Genomic DNA, 25,017 nt, shown 5'->3' with positions numbered 1-25,017 from the left:
AAGTTAAACCAATCATTTGAGGCTGAGCGACAAAACTGCGTTACTCATACGATCGCGCAATTTGAATTGCCCCCTTGCCCCTTGCTGACCGGGGTGACAAAGTGCCCACAAAACCGACCGGGCGGTCGGAGAATATTTGTGGAAAGGTGGAGCCATGATCGACAAGCGGAACTTCTATATTAACGGCCAGTGGGTCGCCCCGGCACAGGCCAACGATTTTGAGGTCATCAACCCCTCGACCGAAGACCCCTGCGCGGTGATTTCACTTGGAGGCGCCGACGATACCAACGCCGCAGTCGCTGCCGCCAAAGCCGCCCTGCCCGGCTGGATGGCAACCCCGGTGCAAGAGCGCATTGCGCTGGTTGAAAAGCTGGTCGAGATCTACCTGTCGCGCTCGGAAGATCTGGCGCAAGCCATGTCTCTGGAAATGGGTGCTCCGATTGATATGGCGCGCACGCAGCAGTCTGGCGCTGGTGTCTATCACCTGAAAAATTTCGTCCGTGCAGCCAAGGCGTTTCAGTTCGAACGCCCCTTGGGGGATCACGCCCCCAACGACCGGATTATCTATGAAGCTGTGGGCGTCGCCGCCCTGATCACACCTTGGAACTGGCCGATGAACCAGATCACACTCAAGGTAGGCGCGGCTGCGATTGCGGGCTGCACCATGGTTCTGAAACCGTCCGAGCAAAGCCCGCTGAACGCGATGATCTTTGCCGAGATGATGGACGAGGCCGGGTTCCCGGCAGGCGTGTTCAACCTAGTGAATGGCGATGGTGTGGGTGTGGGATCGCAACTGTCGGCGCATCCAGATGTGGATATGATCAGTTTCACCGGCTCGACCCGCGCGGGCACCGCGATCTCAAAGAACGCCGCAGATACCTTGAAGAAAGTGCATCTTGAACTGGGCGGCAAGGGCGCAAACGTCGTCTTTGCCGATGCCGATGAAAAGGCCGTTAAGCGCGGCGTGCTGCATATGATGAACAACACCGGCCAAAGCTGTAACGCCCCCAGCCGTATGCTGGTGCAACGCCCGATCTACGATCAGGCGGTCGAGACTGCCGCGCAAGTTGCCAACATGGTTTCGGTCGGGAACGCTCAGGAAGAAGGGCGGCACATTGGCCCCGTGGTGAACGAGCTTCAGTGGAACAAGATTCAGGATCTGATCCAGAAAGGCATCGACGAAGGCGCGCGCCTTGTAGCGGGCGGCACCGGTCGGCCTGAAGGTCTGAACAAAGGCTATTATGTCCGTCCCACGGTTTTTGCCGATGCCAATAACCAGATGACCATCGCGCGCGAGGAGATCTTTGGCCCGGTTCTGACCATGATCCCTTTCGATACCGAGGAAGAAGCCGTCGAGATCGCCAATGACACGCCGTATGGCCTGACAAACTATGTCCAGACGCAGGACGGAAGCCGTGCCAACCGCATGGCACGGGAACTGCGTTCGGGAATGGTCGAGATGAACGGCCAGTCACGCAGCGCGGGGTCTCCGTTCGGGGGGATGAAACAATCGGGCAACGGACGCGAAGGCGGCGTCTGGGGTCTTGAGGATTTCCTTGAGATCAAGGCTGTCGGCGGTTGGGCCGCCGAGTAACCCCATTCGGACATAATCCAGTTGTGAGGCACCCTAGGGTGCCTCACTTTGTTTTCAGGCTTCCGCCTGCGCGGCCTCATAGGCCAGCATGACGCGTTTGACCGGCAGACCCCAGTGATAGCCGCCCAACCCGCCGGATTTCCGCAAGGCGCGGTGACACGGAATCAGCCAACTGACCGGATTGCGCCCAACCGCAGTACCAACAGCACGCACCGCTTGCGGAGACCCAACCCGCTGCGCGATCTCGGAATATGTCGTTACCTGCCCCGAAGGGATATGCATCAGCGCTTCCCACACTTTGATTTGCAGCGGTGAGCCGATCAAGTGCAGCGGGGTTTCAGCCCGGTGCGCCCCAAACGATGCCTCGACCCACGGGCGTAGCTTTTCGGTATCCTCGACGTAATCCGCCTTGGGCCAGCGGGACGTCATGTCCTCCATTGCGGCTGCCTCGCCAGTTTCCGCACCGAACGCCATGCCGCAGATGCCCTTGTCGGTGCCCATCACTAGTGCCGGACCAAAGGGGCAATCGAACCAGCCCCAATAAATCGTCAGACCCGCGCCTTTGCGCGCGTATTCGCCGGGACTCATGGATTCCCATTTCAAGAACAGATCATGCAGGCGACCGCTGCCAGACAGACCCACGTTATGCGCGGTTTCCAGCGTGGTGAAACGCTCGTGCAGCAGGGCTTTTGCGTGGCCCAGCGTCAGGTACTGCTGATACCGTTTCGGTGACACCCCGGTCCAGCGTGAAAACAGACGCTGGAAATGGGCCGGGCTCATGTCCATCTGATCGGCCAGTTCTTCCAGAGACAGGGATTCGCCGCCCTGATCAATCAGTTCAATCGCGCGCCGCATGACGTTGTAGTGATATCCGCTTTCGGGGGTTTGAACATTCATGACTCTCACCTCTTATATTGCCCGAACCATATCGCGGTGACAGCGCCCCGGCGACCCGAAACCTGCGCATTGGCTTTAGGCTTGTGTCACCGGCCCTTGGGCGGCATTAAGGCGCGGATGGCAAAACAACTTGATTATCACACGATCCGCGAGATCTTTACGCGCTTTCAGGACGCCGAACCCGAACCCAAGGGCGAGCTTGAGCATGTGAACGTCTATACCCTTGTCGTGGCCGTGGCGCTGTCGGCGCAAGCGACCGATGCGGGTGTCAACAAGGCCACGCGCGAATTGTTCAAGATCGCCGACACCCCGCAAAAGATGCTGGATCTGGGTGAAGAGGGCCTGATCGAACACATCAAGACCATCGGCCTGTTCCGCCAAAAGGCCAAGAACGTCGTCAAACTCAGCCGCATTCTGGTCGAAGACTATGGCGGCGAGGTGCCCAATTCCCGTGCCGCCCTGCAATCCCTGCCCGGTGTAGGGCGCAAGACGGCCAATGTGGTTCTGAACATGTGGTGGCGGCAACCGGCACAGGCGGTGGATACGCATATCTTCCGCGTCGGCAACCGCACCGGCATTTGCCCCGGCAAAACCGTGGACGCGGTCGAGCGCGCAATCGAAGATAACATCCCCGCCGATTTCCAATTGCACGCGCATCACTGGCTGATCCTGCATGGCCGCTATCACTGCAAGGCGCGCAAACCCCTGTGCGGAACCTGTATCATCCGCGATCTCTGCGAATTTGAGGACAAGAACCTATGAAAACCTATCAGCTTACCGGTATCGGCAACGCCGTCGTGGACGTGATCTCTCAGGCCGATGACAGCTTTCTGGAGCTGATGGGCATCGAAAAAGGCATCATGCAACTGATCGAGCAGGAACGCGGCGAGGTGCTGTATGCCTCGATGGAAGGTCGGGTGCAGACGCCGGGCGGTTCGGTCGCCAACACCATCGCAGGGGCCGGGGCGCTGGGACTGGATGCAGCCTTTATCGGGCGTGTGCATGACGACGCTTTGGGCCGGTTCTATGCGGATGCGATGAACGAAGAGGGCGTCGACTTCGTCAACCCTCCGGTACCAGGAGGCGAGCTGCCGACCTCGCGTTCGATGATCTTTGTCTCGCCCGATGGGGAACGGTCGATGAACACTTATCTGGGGATTTCGTCCGAGCTGTCTTCGACCGACGTGTCCGCGGATGTTTCGGGCAATAGCCAGATCATGTTCCTTGAGGGCTATTTATTCGACAAAGAAAAGGGCAAGGCCGCATTTCTTGAGGCCGCGCGCACCTGCCACAAGGGCGGCGGCAAGGCCGGGATCGCCATTTCCGACCCGTTCTGCGTGGAACGTCACCGAGTCGATTTCCTGCTGTTGATCGAAAACGAATTGGATTTCGTCATCGGGAACGAAGCCGAGATCAAATCCCTGTTCGAAACCGACGATCTGGAAGACGCACTGGCAAAGACCGCGGACATTTGCCCTCTGGTCGTGTGTACCCGGTCAGGCGATGGTGTGACGGTGTTGTACGAAGGGCAACGGGTTGATGTGCCCGTCGAAAAAGTTGTGCCGGTCGATGCCACCGGCGCGGGCGATCAGTTCGCCGCCGGGTTCTTGTTTGGCATGGCCACGGGCCGCGATTACGAGACCTGCGCCAAAATAGGCAATGTCTGCGCCCGCGAAGTGATCAGCCATATCGGCCCCCGCCCCGAGGCGAACATGCAAGAATTGCTGCGGGCCGAAGGGTTGCTCTGACCCCGTCTGTTAGAAACCAGCTGCCGCGTCGTTCAGAGACCAATCGTATTTGTAGGAGCTGACGCGGCGCACGTCTTGTAGGCGCGTTTTCAGATCCGGATCGGCAACGGTTCGGATATAGGCTAAGACCGCCTGTTCGTTCGGTCCGAAATCTTCGCGGAACCAGATGAAGATTTTGGACAGGATCAGCCCGCCATTGTCGTTGAACCGAACCCCGCGCGGGTCGTTGATATATTCATGTTCGGCGGCGGCGAAATCACGCTCCAGCGTTTCGGCCTGCCAAGCGCGGTTCATCAGGTTGGGGCAGCCGACAGCCGCACAATTCAGCGCGTAGTGGATTCGCGGCTCGGCATAGTTGGGTCGGATGATGCGATGCTCGATATCGTTCAGGGTCAGAGTCTGCCCCGCGACCATCACCAGAGGCCGGTTCCACGGCCCGATTGACAGCGGCCCGTCCTTGATGTCGCGGATCGAGGCGACGGGGTAGTTCTCAAGGATCACATCCACCGTCACCGCGTTATACATGTTGATCCAATAGGCCAATTGCTGATCGCGGGTCAGAGCGGCAGGGTCCACCGCTTGCAACGCCGTCAGATACTCGTCCAGCCGCACCTTGTCGGCCTGCGTTACCTGCCCATAAGCTACTCGGTTCACCCCTTGCGCATCCGGAGCGACATAGCGGTTCAGGAACAGGGTCCAGTCGCTGTGATCCACACGCGCACCTGGCGGTGGCGCAGATTGCGTCAGGGCACCGTCCGGCAATGGGGCCGCAGTGGGCAGGGCCAACCGCTCGACACTGGCGCAGGCGACCAGCAGGGGTAGCAGCAAGATCAGTATTAAACGCATTGAGGCCCCCCCCGGCATTGACGATGGACCTTGGGCAACGCAGCAAGGTCTGACGGATACCCAACAGTTAGAGGCGAGCCCCGGACAGGGCTACGCCCCCTCACGTCAACGTGCAGGACGGTGATCGTATCAACCGCAACATCCGCGCGATTGACGTGTCTGGACCGACGTGGGTGCTTCGTTCTGGTTAGCGCCACGCCCCAGCCAAGTGCGATCGGCCAGATAAAAATCTGTAAACCGAACGGCGAAATCTTCGGATACCGACTTTTGCGAAATCCCTGTCGCCAACACAGCCTGTTGCCATGCCTTCACCTTGGGATAACGCGCCAACATGTCATGACCGCTATGCGCTTCGACGATCGAAGCGCGGTGCAATAGCGGCAGCCACGCCATATCGACATTGCCCAGCGCCTCGCCACTAAAGAACGGGTCGCTGCCCATTGTCTGTTCGACCCTGGCAAAGGCGGCGTTCAGTTTTGACATACGTTCGGTAAACGTCGCCAAATCGGCGCTTTGCATCGCGCTGCACTGGACAAGATAGTGCTTGCTGGCCTGATAGCTCCAGGCGCGGTTCAGGGCGCGTTGCTCGGGCGTCAAATCGGGTTGCAGCGGTGCGGAAATGTCATCGAGATATTCCGCGATCGCGTCAGACTCGAAAAGCGGCGTGCCGCCTTCAGTCACCAGAACAGGCACCTGACCTGTTGGCGAGAGGTCAAGGAACCAGTCGGGCTTGTCGCTGAGACTGATGTAATCAATCTGATAAGGTATCTGCTTGGCCTCAAGCAAGGCGGTTACGCGCTGCACGAAGGGGCAGATTTTGAAGCTAATGATACGGATCATCTTCGTTTCCTTTTGGTGGTTTCATCTGTCAGACGAAGCCCGCGCCAAAAAGACGACGTTCAGATCAACATTTTTTGCAGTTTTCCGATTTTATCTGCACATCCGCGATGTTTCCGCGCGCATCCATTGTGATGTCACAGCAGTTTTCAAACGCTTTTCGCAACTCAGCCCGACCTTTCTGTACGCGGGATTTGAGGGTCGAATACGGTAGACCATGTGCCACAGCATAATCATTCTGAGACATTCCGTTGATATCTATAGCCATCAGCATATCCGCTGTTTCCGCGGGCAGGCCGCGAATGAACGGCTCAACGCAGCCTTCCAAATCCTGCCGGGTTTCGGGGTCATCGCGGTGATACCACAGGTCATCCGGGTGCGCCTGCGCGCGGCCGGACTTGCGATAGAAATCAATGATGGTGCGATCTGCGGTCTGAAAAAGCCATGGCTGCAACTTGGACGGATCCATCAGCGCAGGCAAACCTGTAAACACTTTGACCGAAATCTCTTGCAACAGGTCGTCCACATCCGCTGCATTCGCAACGCGCGAGTGCAAAAACGCCTTCAGGCGCGCACGGTACTTGGGCCAGATGTCCTCGATGCGCATGACACATTATGACAGGTGTTCGGCAAAGGCGGCAACAACCTGTTCATAAACGTCACGTTTAAACGGCACGATCTCTTGCACCAACCGCGAAGGCTCCTGCCATTTCCAGCGGGTGAACTCGGGGTGATCGGTGTCGATATTGATCTGATCGTCGCGGCCTGAGTAGCGCAGCAGAAACCATTTCTGCTCTTGCCCACGAAAGCGACCTTTCCAGATTTTCGGGACGATATCATGCGGCAGGTCATAAGGCAGCCAACCTGGCGTTTCGGCCACGACCTCGACCAGATCAGCGGTCACCCCTGTTTCTTCCCAAAGCTCGCGCAGGGCCGCATCGCGGGGGTCTTCGCCCTTGTCCACGCCCCCTTGCGGCATCTGCCAAGCGTTCTTGTGGCGATCATTGCGCTGGCCCACGAAAATCTGGCCATGCGCATTCATCAACATCAGGCCAACACAAGGACGATAGGGCAGTTTCGCGATCTGATCAGGGGTCATGCTTGGTCTCTTTTTCCTGTAACGATCCGTCTGTATCAACTGCCGGTGCGACAGCATAGACCGTGACGCAAGGTTTCGCGTGACAAAGTTGACGCGAACATCAATCTAACGCTGAAAATCTGGGAGGGAGAGTTTGCCATGACTGCGTACCCAAATATGCTGGCCCCGCTTGATCTGGGCTTCACCACACTGAAAAATCGCGTTCTGATGGGCTCGATGCATACAGGGCTTGAGGAGACCGGCGACTGGAATCGCGTGGCTGAATTCTATGCAGACCGTGCGCGCGGCGGTGTTGCGCTTATGGTGACAGGCGGGATCGGTCCGAACCTTGAAGGCTCGGTTCTGCCGGGCGCGTCGATGATGACCAACGATGACGAGGTTGCAAAACATTCCATCGTCACGCAGCGCGTGCACGAAGCGGGCGGCAAGATTGCCATGCAAATCCTGCACGCAGGCCGCTATGCCTATGGTCCCAAATGTGTGGCGCCCAGCCCGGTTAAATCGCCGATCTCTCCGTTCCCGCCCAGCGAACTGGACGAGGAAGGTATCGAGAAGCAGATCAGCGACATCGTCAACGCGGCTGCTCTGGCCCAGAAAGCGGGCTATGACGGGGTCGAGATCATGGGGTCCGAAGGGTATTTCATCAACCAGTTCCTTGTGACCCACACCAACAAGCGTGAGGACCGCTGGGGTGGCTCTTACGAAAACCGGATGCGCCTGCCGATCGAAATCGTGCGCCGGACGCGCGAAGCCGTGGGAACCGATTTCATCATCATCTACCGCTTGTCGATGATTGACCTTGTGCCCAACGGTTCGACCTATGATGAAGTTGTGGAGCTGGCGAAGCGGGTCGAAGAGGCTGGTGCGACGATCATCAACACCGGCATCGGCTGGCACGAGGCGCGAATCCCGACCATCGCCACCAGCGTCCCCCGCGCGGCCTTTGCCTGGGTGACCAAGAAACTGATGGGCGAAGTCAACATTCCGGTGATCACCTCAAACCGGATCAACACCCCCGAAGTCGCCGAAGAGGTTCTGTCCACAGGCTGCGCCGACATGGTGTCGCTGGCGCGTCCGATGCTTGCGGATGCGGAATTCGTGAACAAGGCCATCGCGGGCCAGTCCGCGAAGATCGCGCCTTGTATTGCCTGTAACCAAGCCTGCCTTGACCATACGTTCGGCGGCAAATTGACCTCGTGCCTGGTCAATCCACGCGCATGTCATGAGACTGAACTGGTCATCGAAAACGCTGCAACTCCCAAGTCGGTTGCCATCGTGGGCGCAGGTCCGGCCGGTCTGTCCACCGCGATGACCGCTGCCCAGCGCGGCCATGACGTAACCTTGTTCGACCGCGCCGCCGAAGTGGGCGGACAGCTAAACATGGCCAAGCAGGTTCCGGGCAAGGAAGAGTTCTGGGGACTGGTCGACTGGTATCGCACAATGATCGCAGATCTGGGTGTGAAGGTCGAACTGAACCGCGATGTCAGCGCCGAGGACCTGACCGGATTTGATGAAGTCGTCATCGCAACCGGCGTCAACCCGCGCGACCCGGAAATCCCCGGGCAAGACCGCGAGAATGTCATCAGCTATATCGACGTTCTGCGCGACAAGGCCGAAGTCGGCAAATCCGTCGCCGTGATCGGCGCCGGCGGCATCGGGTTTGACGTGTCCGAGTTTTTGCTGGAAGACGGCCACAGCATCACCACGGACCTGCCTGCTTGGATGAAGGAATGGGGCGTAACCGACCCGGCCGAACACCGCTCGGGTTTAGCTCCTGAAGGACCGCAGCCTGCAGCCCCGGCGCGCGAGGTAACATTACTGCAGCGCAAGAAACAGGCGCATGGCAAGGGACTGGGTAAAACCACCGGCTGGATTCACCGTGCGACGCTGAAGATGAAGGACGTGAATTTCGTTGGCGGCGTCAATTATGAGCGCATCGACGACGACGGCCTGCATATCAGCTTTGGCGAAGAGCGCGCGGACCCAACCGTTATCGCGGCAGATACGGTTGTTCTATGTTCCGGTCAGGTTTCAGAACGCAGCCTTGCGGATGCGCTGATCGAACGCGGTATCACTCCGCATGTAATCGGCGGCGCGGATCTGGCCGCAGAACTGGATGCAAAACGCGCGATCAATCAAGGGACGCGTTTGGCGGCTACGTTCTGACGCGACGATCATATTTATACTCAGCAAAGCCGCCTCGAATGAGGCGGCTTCCAAATGTTCTCTTGCCGCTGGCAGAGATGCAGCGGTTATCCGAAGAAACGATGTAAGGGAACAAGTAAGGCGGTGTGCGCACAGCCTACTCGACCGTGATCGTAATCACTTCGGACACAACTGGCGTTGCGTGTGGCACATGACCCGCATCCCCCAAGACCAGTTGCAGCGTATGTTCGCCCGGTGCCAAATCCAGTGTCACTTCGGTTTGCCCACCACCGAAATGGATGTGGTTGTCATCGGCAGGCAGACCATAGGCCAACTCATCGGCGCCGTCCTCGCCCTCACCCAGCGGTGGGCGGTCGATCAGAAGGTGGTGATGGCCGGTGTTCTCTTTCTCTGTTCCGGCTGGGGCGACGCCCATTCCACTTAGGCCGAAAACGATCGTCACGGGTGATTTTACGGTATCTCCATCCGACAAATTCACGAAATAGACCTCGGCATCCGGGTTCGAAGGTGTCTCACCTCCGGCCAAAGCAAGCGTCGCGGAAAGGGTCAGGGCAGCGATGGTAAAAAGAGCTCTCATTGTCTTCTCCATGGTCACAAATTTGCCATGCTCATCTTAACATATTTAGCCAAATTCCCCTAAAAGCCTGCGTGTATTGAGTTTGTGGCGAATTAAGAAACCATCGTTTCCGCGTTTCCTATACGCAAACGATCCGAATAAAATCCCTGATATTATCCCATGTCTGCCCAGTTTCCGCCCAGATTGGCCGCAAAAATCGGTCAACGAACCAATACCTGGGGAACGAGAATGGACAGACTGACCGAAATGGAAGCCTTTGCCAACGTGGTGGACCAGGGTGGCTTCACCGACGCGGCCAAGAAAATGGGCATCTCCAAGTCGGCCGTGTCAAAGCACGTATCGAGCCTGGAGGCCCGCCTGGGCGCCCGCCTGTTAAACCGCACGACTCGTCGTGTTTCGCCGACAGAAATCGGCCTGGCCTACTATGACCGGGCGCGTCGCGTCCTGAATGACGCGGGTGAAGCCGACGCCTTGGTGACCTCGATGCAATCCGCGCCGTCCGGGTTGCTTAGAATCAGCGTCGCGACAGATTTCGGCGTGAATCACCTGTCACCGGTTTTGTCAGGTTTTCTGGCAGCTTACCCGGATATCACAGTGAACATGGTTCTGAATAACCGGTATGTGGAACTGATTTCAGAAGGCTTTGATGTGGCCGTTCGAATCGGAGAGCTGGAAGACAGCACGCTGCGCGCCCGCAAGCTTACGGAAACCGTGAAACGCATGGTCGCGGCCCCAAGCTATATCGAGAAATACGGACGTCCGCAAAAGATCGACGATCTGAACGAACACAAGCTGCTGCACTATTCCAGCCAGTCTTCGGGCAACGTATGGAAACTGACCGCGCCTTCGGGCGAAAAACGTCAGGTCCGTACTGCAGGCTGGCTAAGCGTCAACGACGGCCAATCCCTGCTGAACGCGGCGATCTCGGGCCTTGGGATCGCCCATCTGCCCAGCTATCTTTATGCAGACGCACTGAAATCTGGCCGCGTTCAGGATGCGATGCCGTCACTGCCCGACGAGGTTCAAGGCGTCTACGCGGTTTACCCGCCCGGCCGTTTCACACAGCCCAAAGTAAGGGCATTCATTGATTTTCTGGTCGAGTCCTTCAATGACAAGGGCCCGATGGATTGGTAATTTCTCCCCGGTGAAGACTGTACGACCCGCGCATGTTGTGCGGGTCTTTTTTTATTCGGGCGAAACCGTCAACCCCATGTCGCGTGCAACCGCGCGCAGAGATTGCGTCAGAATATTCCGGCCGGGCAGGTCGTCTTCCCCACGACGCGCCAACAGCGCGATATCGCGATTGGCATTTGGAATAGCCAAGGGGCGCAGCCGAACCTCATCGCGGTAGATACCCTGCCGACAGGCGTACAAATCGGGCAAGACGGCGACTCCGACCCCCGAAGCCGCCATCAATACAATCGAATCCAGCGTTGTTCCTTCATATTCGTCCGACACGACACCGCCACACTCGGCGGCCAGCGCATATACGATTCGGGACAGACGATGGCTTTGATCCAGCGTCAGGATCAAACGGTCGCGCAGGTCTTCGGCGGTGACGCCATGCAAATCCCGCGCCAGCAAGTCGTCAACGGCCACGCCGATCCACAAGGTTTCATTGAACAGACGCTGCTGCATCGTGTTGGGATGATCTTCGGGGGTTGAGATTATTAGGTCAAAGCGTCCGGCCTTTAACCCCTGTTCCAGATCGCGTGTATTCTCTTCACGCACAACAATCCGCAGACCCGGCCGATCCCGGTGAATCTTTTTGATGGCCTGCGGCAAAAGATATGGGCCAATTGACGGCAAAACGCCCAGCCTCAACCGTCCGCCGACCGGCGCGTCGCTGGTCATGGCGTGGCGCAGGTCCTGAACCTCGGCCAATATCTTCTGGGCGCGTGAAATGAACGCCTCGCCTTTGGCTGTCGCGTGAACACCGCCCCTATTGCGTTCGAAAATGCGCAGGCCAAGCTCTTGTTCTACTGCTGATATCTGCGCTGACAGGCTGGGTTGGCTGACATTCAGCACGTCTGCTGCAAGCCCGAACCTGCCAAGGCGACTGACGGTGACGATATATTCAAGCTGACGCAGGGTTGGGCGCATTTCATAGCCTCAAACTATGTTAAAATTAGAAAGATAATATTTGGATAATGCATTTCGGCAAGGCACCTAGCCCAAAAACCGGGACAGGAGCCTCAAATGCCAACCGTAATCGACACGCTGTCCAGCAATTTGCTGGTGCCCACGATCCTTTTCTTCGCGCTTGGGCTGCTGGCGGCCTTTGTGCGCAGCGATCTCTCGATCCCCACGGGTGCGGCCAAGTTCATGTCGCTGTATCTGCTGCTGGCCATCGGGTTCAAAGGCGGCAGCAATCTGTCCGAGCATGGCATCCATCTGGACCTGTTTCTAACCTTACTGGGTGGCGTGGCGCTGTCCTTTGCCATTCCGTTCGTGGCCTTTGGTTTGCTGCGGGTCATGACCCGGCTGGACCCGCTGAACGCGGCTGCGGTCGCCGGGCATTATGGGTCGATTTCGATCGTCACTTTCGTGACTGCCACAAGCCTGCTGGACCTTGTCGGCCTCAGCCATGACGGGTTCATGGTCGCCGTCGCCGCCGCGATGGAGGTACCCGCCATCCTGTCCGCTCTGTGGCTTGCCCACAGATCAAATGGCAATGGCGTAAAGGAAGCGGGGCTTTGGCGCGATTTGCTGGCAAACGGGTCGATTGTCCTGTTGACCGGGGCGTTCTTCATCGGGGCCATAACCGGTGGTGAGGGGATGCAGATGATCGCACCGTTCATCGTGACTCCTTTTACCGGTATCCTCTGCCTGTTTCTTCTGGACATGGGCCTTTCAGCCGGGCGGAGCTTGCTGAGTAACCGCGATAAACTGTCGGTTGGGCTGTTTGGCTTTGGTGTGCTGATGCCCCTGATCGGAGCGATGATGGCGTGGGCCGTCGGCGCAGTGATCGGCCTGTCCGAAGGCAGCCTGTTCCTGCTGATGGTACTGTCCGCGTCGGCCTCCTACATCGCGGTGCCCGCAGCAATGAAAATCGCGCTGCCCAAGGCCGAGTCCGGGATTTACCTGACCCTGTCACTGGGGGTTTCGTTCCCGTTCAACATCACGGTTGGATTGCCGCTTTACCTGTGGTGGGTGATGTGACGGATCAGTTGACCAACAAAATCGCCTCGACCCGGCGGTTCAGGTCCCTACCCTCGTGCGTGGCGTTCGAGGTCAACGGGGCAAGATAACCGATACCGCGCGCCTCAAGCCGGTCTGCCGAGACACCATGTTTTTCGATCAGGCGGACGCGAACCGCCTGAGCCCGCCCCGTGCTGACTGAGATATTTGCCTCGAGCGTGCCGGTGTCATCTGTGTTGCCCACAAGGGCCATCCGCACCGCCGGGTTGTCTTTCAGATATGCAGCGATCAGCGCAAGCGACGCAAAGGGGCCGTCGCCCAACGTGATCTCACCGGTGCGAAAATGCAGATCGTCCAGAATGACATGGCCGTTCTGTTCAAGATCAGCCAGCAGCCCCTGCGACTGTTCCACTGTCTCTTCGATGACAAGCGGCGGAGGGGCCTCGGCATCTGCAGGCGAAACGCGGATCATCTGAACATAACCATCGGGTGGGTTGCGGCTGACCAGCAAACTCAGCGCTTCGTCCCCGCGCGTGGCCGACAAAAGGCGATAGTCCTGAATGGCGACATACATGTCAGGCGTTGGCACAACCTCGGTTCCAAAGCGGAAGTCAAAGCCGCCGCAGGTGCGCGCCTCACACTCAAACAACACATCGAACCCTTGTGCCTGAATCTGATCCCGCAGCGGTTCCAGCAACTGCAGCGTTGTGCTGGACCCCGCCTGCAAGCGCCACGTCAAACGCTCAACCCTGCCTTCGACCGTTCGGGCGGGCACAGAGCCGTCGGCAAAAACCCCGGTTGGCATGTCATAGCTGTCCAGGGCACTGGTCCTGTCGCTCACCAGACGCGAACCAGAAGACATCGTCAGGTCTTGCGCGGCCGCCGGCCCGACCCACAGGGCCAGTATGAGGGTGAGGTTTCGGATCATCGGGCCTGCGCGTGATATTCTTCATTGGGGGCCATCGCCGTGGCGCTGGCAACCCGGTTGGACATGTTGAAAAAGCCGGTCACATTGGCAATGTCCCAGATATCGCGGTCCGAAAATCCCGCGTCGCGCAGGCGCTGACGATCAGGTTCTTCGATCTCGGTGCTGGCGGTCGTCATCTTTGCCGCAAAATCCAGCATGGCGCGCTGACGCGTATCCAAAGGGGCAACACGGTAGTTCATCACCAACATCTCACCCAGTTGCGGATCGCCCGATAATTGCCGGACCGCCGCACCATGGGCCACAAGACAGTAAAAGCACTTATTGATGGCCGAGACCACGACGGCGATCATCTCACGTTCCAGTTTGGACAAGCCGCTGTCGCCCAGCATCAAATCGTTATACATCCCCGTAAAGCCATTCAGCTTGTCGATGTCGAACGCATACGCCTTTAACACATTTGGCACGAAACCCAGCTTTTCGACGCAGATATCAAAGTACTTTTGGGTTTCGGGCGGCAGCGGATCGGCCATCGGCAGGTTCAGGGCTGTTGGCAGGGTGTGATCAGTCACGTCGGGCTCTCTCCTTGGGTAAGCTGACGGTAATGGTATTCTCCGACGATCTCCATCCCAAGCGAATGATAGAGACCGTTGGCCCCATCATTCGCCTTGGTGCAGATCACGCTAAGCGTTTCAGCGCCTTGCTCCTGCGCCCAGAACGCGGCAGCGCGCATCGCCCACCGGCCCAAGCCGTGACGCCGGTGCGACGGCAAAACCTCTAACGCGTGCACCATGGCGACCGTGTCATGCGCCGCGACAAAAGCAGTTCCCGCTGGCTGGTCCGCTCGCCGCAGTAACAGCCCGGTTTTCGGCCCCGGCGCGCGATCCATCACAGCCAGACGGTCGGGGCCAATACCCCCCTTGGCCCAGATTTCGTTCATGATTGCCAACGGGTCCCAGATGGCAAAAGCCGTGACACGTGGGATCGGAATATCCGTCAGATGCTCAACAGGGCAGAAATAGATGTTAACCGGGTCCAAAACGTCATACCCACGGTCCGCAAGCTGTCTGTCCAGCACCTCATCCCCCGGCCAAAGACAGAATATGCGCTTTTGCCCCATGGCCTGCATCGCAGCTTCGGCCTCTTCAATGTCAGCTATTGCCGCCGGGGCAAGCGCACTTGCAGCCGACACGCGAGAGCCCCCGCCCAACCCCCGCCGCAACCGGAACGGGCCGTGCACCTTGTACTCGGCGGCAGGCCAAGTGCCGTCGACCACGTCGCCCCAGTGCAGCGTCAAAGGTCTAGCTCTTTCGCCAATCGAGTAGTGGCTGCGTCAACACGAGCACCGTCGGTCCCGCGGATGACAACATTGGACCCGAATACGCCGTTGACCTGAAATGGATAGCTGCCAATGGAAAGATCAGGGAAGTCTTCGGCCAACACGGACAACGTCGCGGCAATGTCCCCTTCCCCGCGATCCACCCGCAGGGTTTGCGACAATAGCGGGCTGCCACGGGTCAGCCCATGCAGAACGCTGGCGACCATTGCCTGAAATACCGAAGGAACCCCGGCCATCACATGAACGTTCTCGATAGTAAAGCCCGGTGCAGTTGAAACCGGATTGTCAATCAGCGCTGCACCATCAGGGATGCGCGCCATGCGCAGGCGCGCTGCATTCAGTTCCAGCCCGGATTTCTCGTAATGCGCCTCAAGCAGGGCACGTGCGTCATCACGAATATCAATCGGCGCGTCGAAAGCGCGGGCAATACAGTCGGCAGTGATGTCGTCATGGGTCGGTCCGATCCCACCGCTGGTAAAGACGTGGTCATGGGTTGCAGACAGCGCCTTGACCGCTGCTTCGATTGCGGCGGCCTCGTCGCTGACGACACGCACCTCTTTCAGGTCAATGCCCAGCTTAGTCAGTTCACCGGCAAGGTAGTGCATATTGGCGTCGCGCGTGCGGCCCGACAGGATCTCATCCCCGATCACCAGCATTGCGGCGGTTGGATTGGCCATGGCACGTGCCCCCCTCTTGATCGACCCTATGGGCAGGTATAGGCCCTTGGCCATGCGATTTGAAACCCCTCTTGTCCCCGCCCGCCTGATCCGCCGATACAAACGCTTTCTGGCTGATTGCAGGCTGGAGGACGGGCGCGAGGTGACCGCCCATTGCGCCAATCCGGGGTCGATGATGGGGCTGGCGGAACCAGAGCAGAAAATCTGGCTGGAACCCAATGACGACCCAAAGAAAAAGCTGAAATACGGCTGGCGGCTGGTCGATCATGAAAACGGCCATTTCACCGGGGTCGACACATCGGTTCCGAACAAAGCCCTGCGCGCAGCCTTGGAGGCGCGGGATATCCGCGAACTGGCCGCCTATGAAACCGTCCGCCCCGAGGTAAAATATGGCGAAAACAGCCGCATCGACTTTCTGTTGACCCGACCTGGCCTGCCGGATGCCTATGTCGAAGTCAAAAGCGTGACCCTGTCGCGCCTGCCGGGGCTGGCTGAATTCCCCGACAGCGTCACTGCACGCGGCACCAAACATCTGGGCGAACTTTCCGCGATGGTGGCACGGGGTCACCGGGCGATCATGCTGTACCTTGTGCAGCGCACGGATTGCGACCGGTTTGCATTGGCCGCCGATATAGACCCAACTTATGCCGACACGTTCGAAACCGTTCAGGCACAAGGGGTGGAGCGTCTGATCTACACGACACGCATCTCACCCGAAGGTGTTTGGGTACTGCCTAAGCCTTTGGACTAATTCGCAACCTAACGACTTTTACGGGTTGGGCCCTGTTCGAATGCGACGCGAACAATTGGCCGTCACTCGCCTTAAAAGTGCCACGCTGCAGCAGCACACACAACTTGAAGGGTGGGTCTGACACGACAGAATCCGGCCTTCCAGTTCCGAGGCAATATCAGAGACATCAATGAAAAAGACATTTTCCGTACTTATCGCCGCGCTCACCCTGACCGCCTGTTCCGTGGACCCCCAAGCGGCGGCGACCCGCCGTGCCACACTGGTTCAAAGTGTTTTCCTAAACCTTGCTGACCAGCAAGGTCTGGATCTGGCATTTCCACTGGAATCAGGTGGCGTTTACAAGACCATTGAAATCGGGTTCTTCCCTGACGAAGTGACCGAGCCCGAAGTCAGACGCCGCGTCGCAGCATTCTGCGCAGGTCAGGCCAGCCCAAGGCTAACCGGACAAGCCGCAATCAAAAAAGACCTTGGTGTCAGCAACAGAACACAGGCCGACGGGTCAGTCCGCCCCGTGCATTTCATTTTCTACACTTGCGTCTGAGACAAACAAAAAACTGCAAGCGTCCTCGATCATAGGGTCGGGGGGCTTGCAAAATCCGGCTCAGTTCAAGAAGCGGAAATTTCCCAGAAATGAACCGCTTATCGGACTTTTTCCCCGAAACTGACCATCTTCGCTCTGCCCAACCACGGCGCAAAGCTCTTGCCCTTGTCGGAAGTTCGCCCACCGGCTGCAGATTTTGTCTCCGTCCAGCCACCAGGTTCCGGTGTCGCGCCCAAGATGGGGGACTGTGGCCTCGAAGCTTCCGTCGCGCCGCAGAGTGGCGGCACCAGAGATATGGAACCGCTCAAACGCAATCTTTCGGCTGATGTTCAGTTCCGAGGCCAACTCCTGCGCTGTCAGGGTTCTATGGTCCTCGCGGCAGCCGCCCAGAAAGACCGCCACGGCGAAAACAAGCCATCTGTTCACATCAAGAATCTTCATTCTGCCACGCTGTACGGAAAACAGTGCTGGCGCAGCATAACAGAGGCAGACAGAGACCCTTGCTTGAAATTCCCGTGCTCAACGCCATTTGAACAGTTGAAAAAACCCGCGACCCATCGCCCTCTGGTACTTTCTGCACAAGCAGCGTAAAAGAAATGCTGCGCGAAACATTTGGAGCCTCGCACCGATGAAGGAACATCGTGGCCGTCTGACCAAGGACGGTATCCGCATCTATGAACAGGGCGACTTTGCCGGTATGCACGCGGCAGGGGCCTTGGCTGCGCGGATTCTGGATGACATTGCTGAGCATGTTTTTCCCGGTCAGACCACCGGGGCGATTGACGGCCTGATCACCCAGATGGTCGAGGACGCAGGCGCGACATCGGCCACCATCGGCTATAAGGGCTATCAGCACGCAAGCTGTATCAGCGTCAATCACGTGGTTTGCCACGGTATTCCCGGCGACAAGCGGCTAAAGGATGGCGATATCCTGAATATCGACGTCACCGTCATCGTCGACGGCTGGTTTGGTGACACCTCGCGCATGTATGTCGCGGGCAAACTGCCCCGCAAGGCGGAACGCCTGATTCAGGTGACCCATGATGCCCTGTTCAAAGGCATTGAGATGGTAAAGCCGGGCAACACGTTCGGCGATATCGGCCACGCGATTCAGGCCTATGTTGAAGCGCATCGCATGAGCGTTGTGCGAGATTTCTGCGGTCACGGCCTTGGGCGCGTTTTCCACGCACCGCCCAACGTCCTGCACTATGGCCGGCCGGGTACGGGCGCAGTTTTGGAAGAAGGCATGTTCTTCACGATCGAACCGATGGTGAATCTTGGGCGGCCCGAAACCAAAACCCTGTCCGACGACTGGACGGCCGTGACGCGGGACAAGTCCCTGTCCGCGCAGTTCGAACATTCGGTGGGCGTGACGGCAGATGGATTCGACATCTTCACCCTGTCACCGGGCAACAAGTTCCACCCGACCTATTCGTCCTGATCGGCGTTCTGATCGCGCCAGAGTTTCAAGAGCAGTGTTTCAGACCCCCAAGGCGTCGCAGCGTCATGGATGAAAACCGGCGCGCGCAACGGTTTGCGCGCGGGGCCGGTATCGGCTGCGGCCTCATGTGACGATGCCCAGATCGGAGGAGTCAATACACGGTCCATGAACACAGCCTAACACAATCAGCCAAGTTCCCCAAAGGCACGCCTTATGCGTCCGAGACACCCTTCCACATCAACGTGATATGCGTGTCGCCATATTTGCGGCTGTTTTGCAGGGTGAACCCTTCGGGCGGCTGCATGGGCGCGTTTTCCTCCCACACGATCAGGGCGTCATCGGCGATCCAGCCGCGCAGCGCGCCGATTGCCTTTTCCCCCATGGATTTGCCGTAAGGCGGATCAAGGAAAATCAGATCGTAAGGCGCGTCGGGATTGTCACCCAACCGGGTCGCGTCGCGGCGGATCAACTGGGTTCGGTCGGTGCTGCGGGTCAGATCGATATTCTTGCGGATCAGCCCCTGCGCCACGCGCCCGTCATCCACGAAGGTCACATGGGCGGCCCCACGCGACAGCGCCTCAAGCCCCAACGCGCCGGTGCCCGCGAACAAGTCCAGCACTCGCAGACCGTCAAAATCGATCTGATGGGTCAGCACGTTGAACAGGCTTTCGCGCACCCGATCCGTTGTGGGCCGCAAATGCGCGCCCGCATCGCCCTTACCGACCGAGGTTAGGGCCCGACCGCGGAATTCTCCGGCAATGATCCTCACGCTTTGAGCAGCGGTTTAAGGTCCGCTGCGGGGTCGGTCACCACGGCGGGGTCAGCCGTTTTGCCCGCGTCGATCAGACGTTTGCCGACCATATAAGCGCGCGGGTCGTTCATAGCGTCCACCGCGATCAACTGATCGCCCTTGTAATACCAGAAAGACACGGTTGCGCCTTCTCCCCGCCGGGTCACAACGCGATCATAGCCGGTGTTCAACCCGGCGATCTGCAGTTTGACGTCATACTGATCCGACCAAAACCACGGCGTCGCGGTATATTCCTTGGCCGCGCCCAGCATGTTCTGGGCCACGTTCTCGGCCTGATCAATGGCGTTGGGCACGCTTTCCAGACGGATACGCCCCCCGGCATGAGGGAAAGACGCGCAATCCCCCGCCGCCCAGATAAACGGATCAGATGTGCGCCCATGCGCGTCGGTCTTGATGCCGTTGTCCAGCTCCAGCCCCGCCATTTCAGCCAGTTGAGTCGCGGGCGCGATACCCACACCCACAACGACAAAATCAACGTCAATCTCTGACCCATCGGTCAGAACCGCGCCCGTCACCTTGCCATCCTCACCCAGCAGACGGTCCAGCCCGACGCCCTCGCGGATATCGGCCCCATACCCCGTATGCAGCGCTCGGAAATAATCGCTGGTCTCGGGCGCGGCGACACGTTGCAGGATACGGTCGGCCATCTCGACTAAGGTCACTTTGACCCCGCGCTTGGCGCAAACCGCCGCAGCCTCAAGCCCGATATAGCCGCCGCCCACGATCAGCGCGCGAGCGCCGTCGGTCACGCGCGGTTCCATCTCGTGGATATGGGCCAGATCGCGCACCACATGCACGCCCGCCAGATCGCCGCCAATCGCGGCAGGCAGGCGGCGCGGGTCCGACCCGGTTGTCAGGGCTAGTTCATCATAGGATATGACCTCATCGCCCAGCGAAACGGTCTTGGCCTTCGGATCAATCGCGGTCACGCGCTGGCCCAGACGCAGGGTGATGTTGTTCTCGGCGTAAAAGCTCTCGGGGCGCAAGAACAGACGCTCCAACTCCATCTCGCCCAGCAGATAAGCCTTGGACAAGGGGGGGCGCTGATAGGGCAGATGCTGCTCGGCCCCGATCAGGGTGATGTCGCCGTCAAACCCATCCTTGCGCAGCCGCGCCACCAGCGATGCACCCGCCTGCCCGGCACCAATTACGACAATATGGCTCATCTTTCCCTCACCCTGTCGAATTCCCGTGGCCTGATCCACGCGACCACCTATATTGCGGCTAAGCCCGACTCTGCAAATCCAAACGACAGGAGCATAAAAATGATTTCAACAGGTGACACGCTGCCCGACGCCACCCTGACCCAGATGGGTGCAGAAGGCCCCGAAGAGGTTCGGATTTCAGACAAGACCAAAGGGCGCAAAGTGGTGATTTTCGCTGTGCCTGGCGCGTTCACACCTACCTGCCATTCGGCCCATGTGCCCAGCTTCCTGCGCACCAAGGACCAATTCAGCGCCAAAGGCGTGGATGAGATCATCTGCGTTTCGGTCAACGACCCCTTCGTGATGAAAGCCTGGGGCGAGGCCACCGGCGCGTCCGATGCGGGCCTGACCATGCTGGCCGATGCCGCGTCCGAATTCACCAAAGCCATCGGCATGGATTTCGACGCCCCGCCTGCCGGGCTGATCGCGCGGTCGAAGCGTTATGCGATGCTGGTCGAGGATGGCAAGGTCACCGCACTGAATCTGGAAGAAAACCCCGGCGCATGTGAAATTTCTGCCGGTGAGGGCCTGTTGGACGTTATCTGACACGGTCTGGCCCCGGCACATCCGGGGCCAAAACCTCTATTTAACTTGATAGACTGCCCCGTTGCGCGAATACTCGACCTGTATTCATCAGGGAGTTGTTTATGAGGCTCAAGGTTTTCGCCCTTTGTCTGGGCACAGCAGGCGCATTGGCCGCCTGCGGTCCGGCCCCCACCCCGCAACAACAGGCCGCCCGCCAGCATGAGATCGCGTGCCTCAGCGGCACGGTCGGCGGGGCCCTTTTGGGCGGAGTAATCGGCAACCAGTTTGGCGGCGGGTCCGGCAAAACGATCCTGACAGCGGCAGGTGCTGCGGCTGGCGGGATCGAAGGTCAGAAATTCGCATGCTGAGAGGAGGCGTCATGAAACTTGGGTTGATGACACTTGGCCTGACCGTTCTGGCAGGGACCGCAATGGCCGAAACCACTGCGGAACTGCATGAGAGCGAACTGAATGCGATAGACGCGAACAACGATGGATTCCTGTCCAAGGACGAATTCAACGCTTTTTCCGATTATGCGTTTCAGGCAATGGACGAGAATAAGAACGGCACCCTTGGTCTGGAAGAGGCCAAGCCGTTTCTGGACATAAAACAATTCCAAAGCGTTGACCGCAACCGGGACAACCTTATCTCTCGTGCAGAATACGACGCGCAGATGAATGAGGATTTTTCATCCGCCGATCAGAACGGAAACGGACAGTTGGACTAGCGTCGGTCGAACCGGACAGGAGCGTGCAATGAACAAATGGTTTACTCTGGGTGTTCTTGGCGTGCTTGCGGCCTGCGATGTGCCACAAGCACCCGTGGTCACAGGTCCCGACGGCCAACAACAAATCCAGATCAGCACCAGCGGCCTGACCTGTTATGAGTCGCGTTGCCTCGAGATCAACCCTGCCGCCAGATCCGTGCGCATGGTCGGGAACCGTCGAACCGGAATACCCGGCAATATTGATGTCAGCGACGGCACGGTTACCCCTGCCGAATTCAGGCGTCTGGGTGAAGTCGCCAGCCTTGCCGGAGGCATGGGCTCACGCGGGGATCGCGGTTAGGCCAGGCTATCCATCTTGCGGGCAAGTTTTGCGTCAAGCGACGACAGCCCGCCGACGTCATGCGTTGAAAGCGTCACTTCGACCGTGCGGTAGACATTGAACCATTCAGGGTGATGGTTCCACTTTTCAGCAAAAATCGCCACCTGCGTCATCCAACCAAACGCATGGACGAAATCTTCGAAAATGAAGGTTTTTGTAATCGCATCCCGGTCCTTGACCATGGTCCAGCCGTTCTTGAACAGCGGGTCCAGAAGGGGGCCGCGGGTCTCGGTCGACAATAATTCGGTCATTGCTGTTCCTCCGGGTTCGATTTTCTGAACGGGCCGTAATCCGTTAGAATCTCGATCTCTTCTCCCACTGCGTGGGCCTCGGCGTCCAGATATTTCTTGATCGCATCGGCAAAGCCGGGGTCGTTCACCCAGTGCAGACTATGCGTGCGCGTAGGCAGATAGCCGCGCGCCAGCTTGTGTTCCCCTTGCGCACCGGCTTCGACCCGCGCCAAGCCCTGTGAAATGGCGAAGTCGATCGCCTTATAATAGCACAGTTCGAAATGCAGGCAGTCATGGTGTTCAACGCACCCCCAGTAGCGGCCAAATAGCGTCTCACGCCCGATGAAATTCAACGCGCCCGCAATCGGATACCCGTCGCGTTCGGCCAGCACCAAGGCCATGTCGTCAGCCATGGTTTCGTGTGCAATATCAAAGAATTGCCGCGTCAGATATGGCATTCCCCACTTACGTGAGCCCGTGTCCTGATAGAACCGCCAGAACGCGTCCCAATGTTCAGGCCGCAGGTCATCGCCGCTTAGGGTATGGATCTGGCCTCCAAAACTGCAAGCCTGCGCACGTTCCTTTCGGATATTCTTGCGCTTGCGCGACGATAACGCGGCCAGGAACCCGTCGAAATCGTCATACTCGTCATTCAACCAGTGAAACTGCTGTGAATGGCGAACCATTAGACCCATTTCTTCGCCCGCGGCGGCCTCCGCCTCGGTGCAGAATGTCGCGTGAATGGAAGACACGTGATTGTCTGCCGCCAGCTGTACCGCCCCCTGCACCAGAGCGGACATACCTACCCCTTCATAGCCCGGCCGAACCAGAAACCGCCGCCCCGTTGCAGGTGTAAAGGGTACCGCGATCTGCAGCTTGGGGTAATAGCGCCCGCCCGCGTTTTCATAGGCATGTGCCCAGTTGTGATCGAAGATGTACTCGCCCTGAGAATGCGACTTGGCATACATCGGCGCCGCTCCGATCAGCATCCCGTCAAGATAGGCGGTCAGATACTGCGGCTGCCAGCCGGTGCCGCGCCCGACCGAACCGCTTTCTTCCAATGCCAGCAGAAACCGGTGCGTGGTGAAAGGATCAACCGGACGACCCCCGTCCAAGGCTTCGGGGCAGGCACAACTGTCCCACTCAGCCGCAGGAATCTGCGCGAGTGAATTCAGAACCCGAACCTCAATCTGTGCCTGATCCATGTGCCCTCCGCATCTGGTCTTTATCTGTGACGGACGGGGTTAGGTTCAACCCGGATGAGCGGCCAAATACCCCTCGAAGGTCACATTATCCGCAACCTTGCGGGCCTCTGCCTCTTGTTCGGGCGTGCGGATGGTCCAGCACAGGATAGGAACGTCCTGCGCCTTCAGTTCGGATACGCGGGCGCGCGCCAGGTCGGCGGCTTCGTGGCTGATAAAGCTGGCTCCGACCCGGTCGAAATCCGGAATGCCACGCAGATGGTCGCAAACATTCTGCGGCAACAGCTCTACCTTCGGTTCATAGGCGCAGGTTGTGATCCCACGCGGCAGATGCGGAGCGATACGCGCCAGTTCCGCCACCGAATTGGGGTTGAACGACATCAGCGCCACAGGGCCGTCATAGCCCTGCAAAGCGCGGACGGTGTCGTGCTCCAACGGGCCGACATTAGGGCCCATGGCACCATCCTGATCCTTGAGCTCGATCAAAAGAGGAACCTGGCCCGCGACGATGTCCAACACCTCGTCCAGTGCTGGAATGCCGTCATCGCCAAACAACAATGGCAGCTTCGAGGCCTCAGCCGACGAAACCTGACGGATCGGACCCGATTGGCCGGTCAAACGCGCCAAGTCATAGTCGTGGAACACCACGGCCCGGTCGTCTGCTGTCAGTTGCAGGTCGATCTCGATTCCATATCCGGCCTGAATCGCTGCGCGAATGGCCGCCCGGCTGTTTTCCGGGCGGTTGTCCGAGATGTCATGCAAGGCCCGATGCGCGATCGGGGCCTGCAGGAACGCGGCTGGTAAAGCAGACGTCATGCGATCTCGAAGATACCTTCGATCTCGACCGCCACGCCCAGCGGCAACGACGCAGCACTGACGGCCGAGCGTGAATGGCGGCCCGCTTCGCCCAGCGCCTCGACCAAAAAGTCGGATGCGCCGTTGATCACCTGCGGCTGCGCAGTGAAATCTGCGGTCGAATTCACGAACCCGGTCAGCTTGATCACGCGCACCAGCTTGTCGATATCCCCACCGCAGGCCGCCTTGACCTGTGCCAACAGGTTGATCGCGCAGACCTTCGCCGCGGCGGCTCCGGCCTCGACATCCATGTCATCGCCAAGCTTACCGGTAATCAGGTCGTCATCCTTGGAAATCTGGCCCGAGACATAGACAATGTTCCCGATACGCACGAAAGGGACGTAGTTGGCGGCCGGAGCAGGCGCGTCAGGCAAAGTGACGCCCAGGCTTTCCAGTTTTGCTGCGATGCTCATGTGATGATCCTCACCTAAATTCGACTCGGGTGGACGCTAACCGGGTTCAGGGATTTGGAAAAGCACGAAACCGGCGGTTTTTGGGGTTGCA

32 protein-coding genes are annotated in these 25,017 nt (G+C 58.7%); 13 read left to right on the top strand and 19 right to left on the bottom strand.

Annotated features, from left to right (window positions below; translation table 11 throughout):
• The first annotated feature begins 154 nt into the window (after window positions 1-154).
• Window positions 155-1,594 (top strand): aldehyde dehydrogenase family protein, encoded by a 1,440-nt coding sequence (locus tag GOX73_RS07400; protein ID WP_171122942.1) that lies wholly within the window; start codon window positions 155-157, stop codon window positions 1,592-1,594.
• Between the two features lie 54 nt (window positions 1,595-1,648).
• Here GOX73_RS07400 and GOX73_RS07395 read toward each other — a convergent pair whose 3' ends face one another.
• Complete coding sequence (locus GOX73_RS07395) at window positions 1,649-2,491, bottom strand: bifunctional helix-turn-helix domain-containing protein/methylated-DNA--[protein]-cysteine S-methyltransferase (protein ID WP_171124195.1); 843 nt, start codon at window positions 2,489-2,491, stop codon at window positions 1,649-1,651.
• A gap of 117 nt (window positions 2,492-2,608) precedes the next feature.
• Here GOX73_RS07395 and nth point away from each other — a divergent pair, with 117 nt between their 5' ends.
• Together nth and GOX73_RS07385 are read left to right on the top strand one after the other, a co-directional pair.
• Window positions 2,609-3,253: an endonuclease III gene (gene nth, locus GOX73_RS07390; RefSeq protein ID WP_171124193.1), complete on the top strand. Its 645-nt coding sequence runs from the start codon at window positions 2,609-2,611 to the stop codon at window positions 3,251-3,253.
• The gene (locus GOX73_RS07385) at window positions 3,250-4,239 is read left to right on the top strand and encodes an adenosine kinase (protein ID WP_171122949.1); all 990 of its coding nucleotides are present in this window, start codon (window positions 3,250-3,252) and stop codon (window positions 4,237-4,239) included. Before nth ends, GOX73_RS07385 begins: the two co-directional genes overlap by 4 nt.
• 9 nt (window positions 4,240-4,248) lie before the next feature.
• On the opposite strand, the gene GOX73_RS07380 is transcribed toward GOX73_RS07385, so the two are convergent.
• From GOX73_RS07380 to GOX73_RS07365, 4 genes are all read right to left on the bottom strand, one after another.
• The gene (locus GOX73_RS07380) at window positions 4,249-5,085 is read right to left on the bottom strand and encodes a DUF547 domain-containing protein (RefSeq protein ID WP_171124191.1); all 837 of its coding nucleotides are present in this window, start codon (window positions 5,083-5,085) and stop codon (window positions 4,249-4,251) included.
• Window positions 5,086-5,214: 129 nt separating this feature from the next.
• Window positions 5,215-5,925 carry a glutathione S-transferase family protein gene (locus GOX73_RS07375; RefSeq protein WP_171124189.1) on the bottom strand — a complete coding sequence of 237 codons (711 nt, stop codon included), beginning with the start codon at window positions 5,923-5,925 and terminating at the stop codon, window positions 5,215-5,217.
• Window positions 5,926-5,989: 64 nt separating this feature from the next.
• Window positions 5,990-6,529 carry an RNA polymerase sigma factor SigZ gene (gene sigZ / locus GOX73_RS07370; RefSeq protein WP_171124187.1) on the bottom strand — a complete coding sequence of 180 codons (540 nt, stop codon included), beginning with the start codon at window positions 6,527-6,529 and terminating at the stop codon, window positions 5,990-5,992.
• A gap of 6 nt (window positions 6,530-6,535) precedes the next feature.
• Window positions 6,536-7,021 carry an RNA pyrophosphohydrolase gene (locus GOX73_RS07365; RefSeq protein ID WP_171122956.1) on the bottom strand — a complete coding sequence of 162 codons (486 nt, stop codon included), beginning with the start codon at window positions 7,019-7,021 and terminating at the stop codon, window positions 6,536-6,538.
• Window positions 7,022-7,159: 138 nt separating this feature from the next.
• On the opposite strand from GOX73_RS07365, the gene GOX73_RS07360 reads away from it, so the two are divergent.
• Complete coding sequence (locus GOX73_RS07360; RefSeq protein WP_171124185.1) at window positions 7,160-9,187, top strand: NADPH-dependent 2,4-dienoyl-CoA reductase; 2,028 nt, start codon at window positions 7,160-7,162, stop codon at window positions 9,185-9,187.
• 136 nt (window positions 9,188-9,323) lie between these two features.
• On the opposite strand, the gene GOX73_RS07355 is transcribed toward GOX73_RS07360, so the two are convergent.
• On the bottom strand, window positions 9,324-9,764 hold the full coding sequence (locus tag GOX73_RS07355) for a DUF4399 domain-containing protein (protein ID WP_254429134.1): 441 nt from the start codon (window positions 9,762-9,764) through the stop codon (window positions 9,324-9,326).
• Between the two features lie 228 nt (window positions 9,765-9,992).
• Here GOX73_RS07355 and GOX73_RS07350 point away from each other — a divergent pair, with 228 nt between their 5' ends.
• Entirely contained in the window at window positions 9,993-10,898 is a 906-nt protein-coding gene (locus GOX73_RS07350; RefSeq protein WP_171122965.1) for a LysR family transcriptional regulator, read from the top strand.
• Between the two features lie 51 nt (window positions 10,899-10,949).
• Here GOX73_RS07350 and GOX73_RS07345 read toward each other — a convergent pair whose 3' ends face one another.
• On the bottom strand, window positions 10,950-11,867 hold the full coding sequence (locus tag GOX73_RS07345; protein ID WP_171124180.1) for a LysR substrate-binding domain-containing protein: 918 nt from the start codon (window positions 11,865-11,867) through the stop codon (window positions 10,950-10,952).
• Window positions 11,868-11,963: 96 nt separating this feature from the next.
• Between GOX73_RS07345 and GOX73_RS07340 the strand changes: the two genes are divergently transcribed.
• On the top strand, window positions 11,964-12,926 hold the full coding sequence (locus GOX73_RS07340; RefSeq protein ID WP_171124178.1) for a sodium-dependent bicarbonate transport family permease: 963 nt from the start codon (window positions 11,964-11,966) through the stop codon (window positions 12,924-12,926).
• Between the two features lie 4 nt (window positions 12,927-12,930).
• Here GOX73_RS07340 and GOX73_RS07335 read toward each other — a convergent pair whose 3' ends face one another.
• The 4 genes from GOX73_RS07335 to GOX73_RS07320 are packed head-to-tail and all read right to left on the bottom strand — an operon-like array spanning window position 12,931 to window position 15,846.
• On the bottom strand, window positions 12,931-13,833 hold the full coding sequence (locus tag GOX73_RS07335; protein ID WP_171124177.1) for an OmpA family protein: 903 nt from the start codon (window positions 13,831-13,833) through the stop codon (window positions 12,931-12,933).
• On the bottom strand, window positions 13,830-14,402 hold the full coding sequence (locus GOX73_RS07330) for a peroxidase-related enzyme (protein WP_171124174.1): 573 nt from the start codon (window positions 14,400-14,402) through the stop codon (window positions 13,830-13,832). Before GOX73_RS07330 ends, GOX73_RS07335 begins: the two co-directional genes overlap by 4 nt.
• Complete coding sequence (locus GOX73_RS07325; protein ID WP_171124172.1) at window positions 14,399-15,127, bottom strand: GNAT family N-acetyltransferase; 729 nt, start codon at window positions 15,125-15,127, stop codon at window positions 14,399-14,401. The genes GOX73_RS07330 and GOX73_RS07325 overlap by 4 nt, the downstream gene beginning before the upstream one ends.
• Window positions 15,124-15,846 carry a molybdopterin-binding protein gene (locus GOX73_RS07320; RefSeq protein WP_171124170.1) on the bottom strand — a complete coding sequence of 241 codons (723 nt, stop codon included), beginning with the start codon at window positions 15,844-15,846 and terminating at the stop codon, window positions 15,124-15,126. Before GOX73_RS07320 ends, GOX73_RS07325 begins: the two co-directional genes overlap by 4 nt.
• A 52-nt stretch (window positions 15,847-15,898) precedes the next feature.
• Here GOX73_RS07320 and sfsA point away from each other — a divergent pair, with 52 nt between their 5' ends.
• Both sfsA and GOX73_RS07310 read left to right on the top strand, forming a co-directional pair.
• On the top strand, window positions 15,899-16,597 hold the full coding sequence (gene sfsA / locus GOX73_RS07315) for a DNA/RNA nuclease SfsA (RefSeq protein WP_171122979.1): 699 nt from the start codon (window positions 15,899-15,901) through the stop codon (window positions 16,595-16,597).
• A 169-nt stretch (window positions 16,598-16,766) separates the two neighbouring features.
• Window positions 16,767-17,138, top strand: coding sequence for a lipoprotein (locus GOX73_RS07310; protein ID WP_171134840.1), 372 nt, complete (start codon window positions 16,767-16,769; stop codon window positions 17,136-17,138).
• A 60-nt stretch (window positions 17,139-17,198) separates the two neighbouring features.
• On the opposite strand, the gene GOX73_RS07305 is transcribed toward GOX73_RS07310, so the two are convergent.
• Window positions 17,199-17,579, bottom strand: coding sequence for a hypothetical protein (locus GOX73_RS07305; RefSeq protein WP_171124166.1), 381 nt, complete (start codon window positions 17,577-17,579; stop codon window positions 17,199-17,201).
• Between the two features lie 187 nt (window positions 17,580-17,766).
• On the opposite strand from GOX73_RS07305, the gene map reads away from it, so the two are divergent.
• The gene (map, locus tag GOX73_RS07300) at window positions 17,767-18,579 is read left to right on the top strand and encodes a type I methionyl aminopeptidase (protein WP_171124164.1); all 813 of its coding nucleotides are present in this window, start codon (window positions 17,767-17,769) and stop codon (window positions 18,577-18,579) included.
• Here the strand turns inward: map and GOX73_RS07295 are convergent.
• From GOX73_RS07295 to GOX73_RS07285, 3 genes are read right to left on the bottom strand one after another with little or no spacing between them, the layout of a single operon-like run.
• Window positions 18,567-18,746 (bottom strand): hypothetical protein, encoded by a 180-nt coding sequence (locus tag GOX73_RS07295; RefSeq protein WP_171122987.1) that lies wholly within the window; start codon window positions 18,744-18,746, stop codon window positions 18,567-18,569. The genes map and GOX73_RS07295 overlap by 13 nt on opposite strands.
• A gap of 44 nt (window positions 18,747-18,790) precedes the next feature.
• Window positions 18,791-19,348 carry a 16S rRNA (guanine(966)-N(2))-methyltransferase RsmD gene (gene rsmD / locus GOX73_RS07290; RefSeq protein WP_171122989.1) on the bottom strand — a complete coding sequence of 186 codons (558 nt, stop codon included), beginning with the start codon at window positions 19,346-19,348 and terminating at the stop codon, window positions 18,791-18,793.
• Window positions 19,345-20,556, bottom strand: a complete 1,212-nt coding sequence (locus GOX73_RS07285) for an NAD(P)/FAD-dependent oxidoreductase (protein ID WP_171134839.1) — start codon at window positions 20,554-20,556, stop codon at window positions 19,345-19,347. The genes rsmD and GOX73_RS07285 overlap by 4 nt, the downstream gene beginning before the upstream one ends.
• A 99-nt stretch (window positions 20,557-20,655) precedes the next feature.
• On the opposite strand from GOX73_RS07285, the gene GOX73_RS07280 reads away from it, so the two are divergent.
• From GOX73_RS07280 to GOX73_RS07265, 4 genes are all read left to right on the top strand, one after another.
• On the top strand, window positions 20,656-21,141 hold the full coding sequence (locus tag GOX73_RS07280) for a peroxiredoxin (protein ID WP_171124159.1): 486 nt from the start codon (window positions 20,656-20,658) through the stop codon (window positions 21,139-21,141).
• Between the two features lie 101 nt (window positions 21,142-21,242).
• A complete protein-coding gene (locus GOX73_RS20985) occupies window positions 21,243-21,488 on the top strand; it encodes a glycine zipper 2TM domain-containing protein (protein ID WP_171124158.1) in 246 nt (81 codons plus the stop codon).
• Between the two features lie 11 nt (window positions 21,489-21,499).
• Window positions 21,500-21,847, top strand: coding sequence for an EF-hand domain-containing protein (locus GOX73_RS07270; protein ID WP_254429133.1), 348 nt, complete (start codon window positions 21,500-21,502; stop codon window positions 21,845-21,847).
• Between the two features lie 28 nt (window positions 21,848-21,875).
• Window positions 21,876-22,187 (top strand): hypothetical protein, encoded by a 312-nt coding sequence (locus GOX73_RS07265; RefSeq protein WP_171122999.1) that lies wholly within the window; start codon window positions 21,876-21,878, stop codon window positions 22,185-22,187.
• Here GOX73_RS07265 and GOX73_RS07260 read toward each other — a convergent pair.
• From GOX73_RS07260 to GOX73_RS07245, 4 genes are read right to left on the bottom strand one after another with little or no spacing between them, the layout of a single operon-like run.
• Window positions 22,184-22,477, bottom strand: coding sequence for a 4a-hydroxytetrahydrobiopterin dehydratase (locus GOX73_RS07260; RefSeq protein ID WP_170387748.1), 294 nt, complete (start codon window positions 22,475-22,477; stop codon window positions 22,184-22,186). The genes GOX73_RS07265 and GOX73_RS07260 overlap by 4 nt on opposite strands.
• The gene (locus GOX73_RS07255) at window positions 22,474-23,661 is read right to left on the bottom strand and encodes a GNAT family N-acetyltransferase (protein WP_171124154.1); all 1,188 of its coding nucleotides are present in this window, start codon (window positions 23,659-23,661) and stop codon (window positions 22,474-22,476) included. Before GOX73_RS07255 ends, GOX73_RS07260 begins: the two co-directional genes overlap by 4 nt.
• A gap of 45 nt (window positions 23,662-23,706) precedes the next feature.
• Entirely contained in the window at window positions 23,707-24,474 is a 768-nt protein-coding gene (locus GOX73_RS07250) for a glycerophosphodiester phosphodiesterase family protein (RefSeq protein ID WP_171124152.1), read from the bottom strand.
• A complete protein-coding gene (locus tag GOX73_RS07245; RefSeq protein ID WP_171123005.1) occupies window positions 24,471-24,926 on the bottom strand; it encodes a RidA family protein in 456 nt (151 codons plus the stop codon). The genes GOX73_RS07250 and GOX73_RS07245 overlap by 4 nt, the downstream gene beginning before the upstream one ends.
• Window positions 24,927-25,017 lie beyond the last annotated feature (91 nt).

It is taken from the genome of Ruegeria sp. HKCCD7221 (genome assembly GCF_013031225.1).
Classification (GTDB): Bacteria; Pseudomonadota; Alphaproteobacteria; order Rhodobacterales; family Rhodobacteraceae; genus Ruegeria.
Note: the sequence above shows the minus strand (reverse complement) of the source record. Positions and strands in the feature narration are given on the sequence as shown.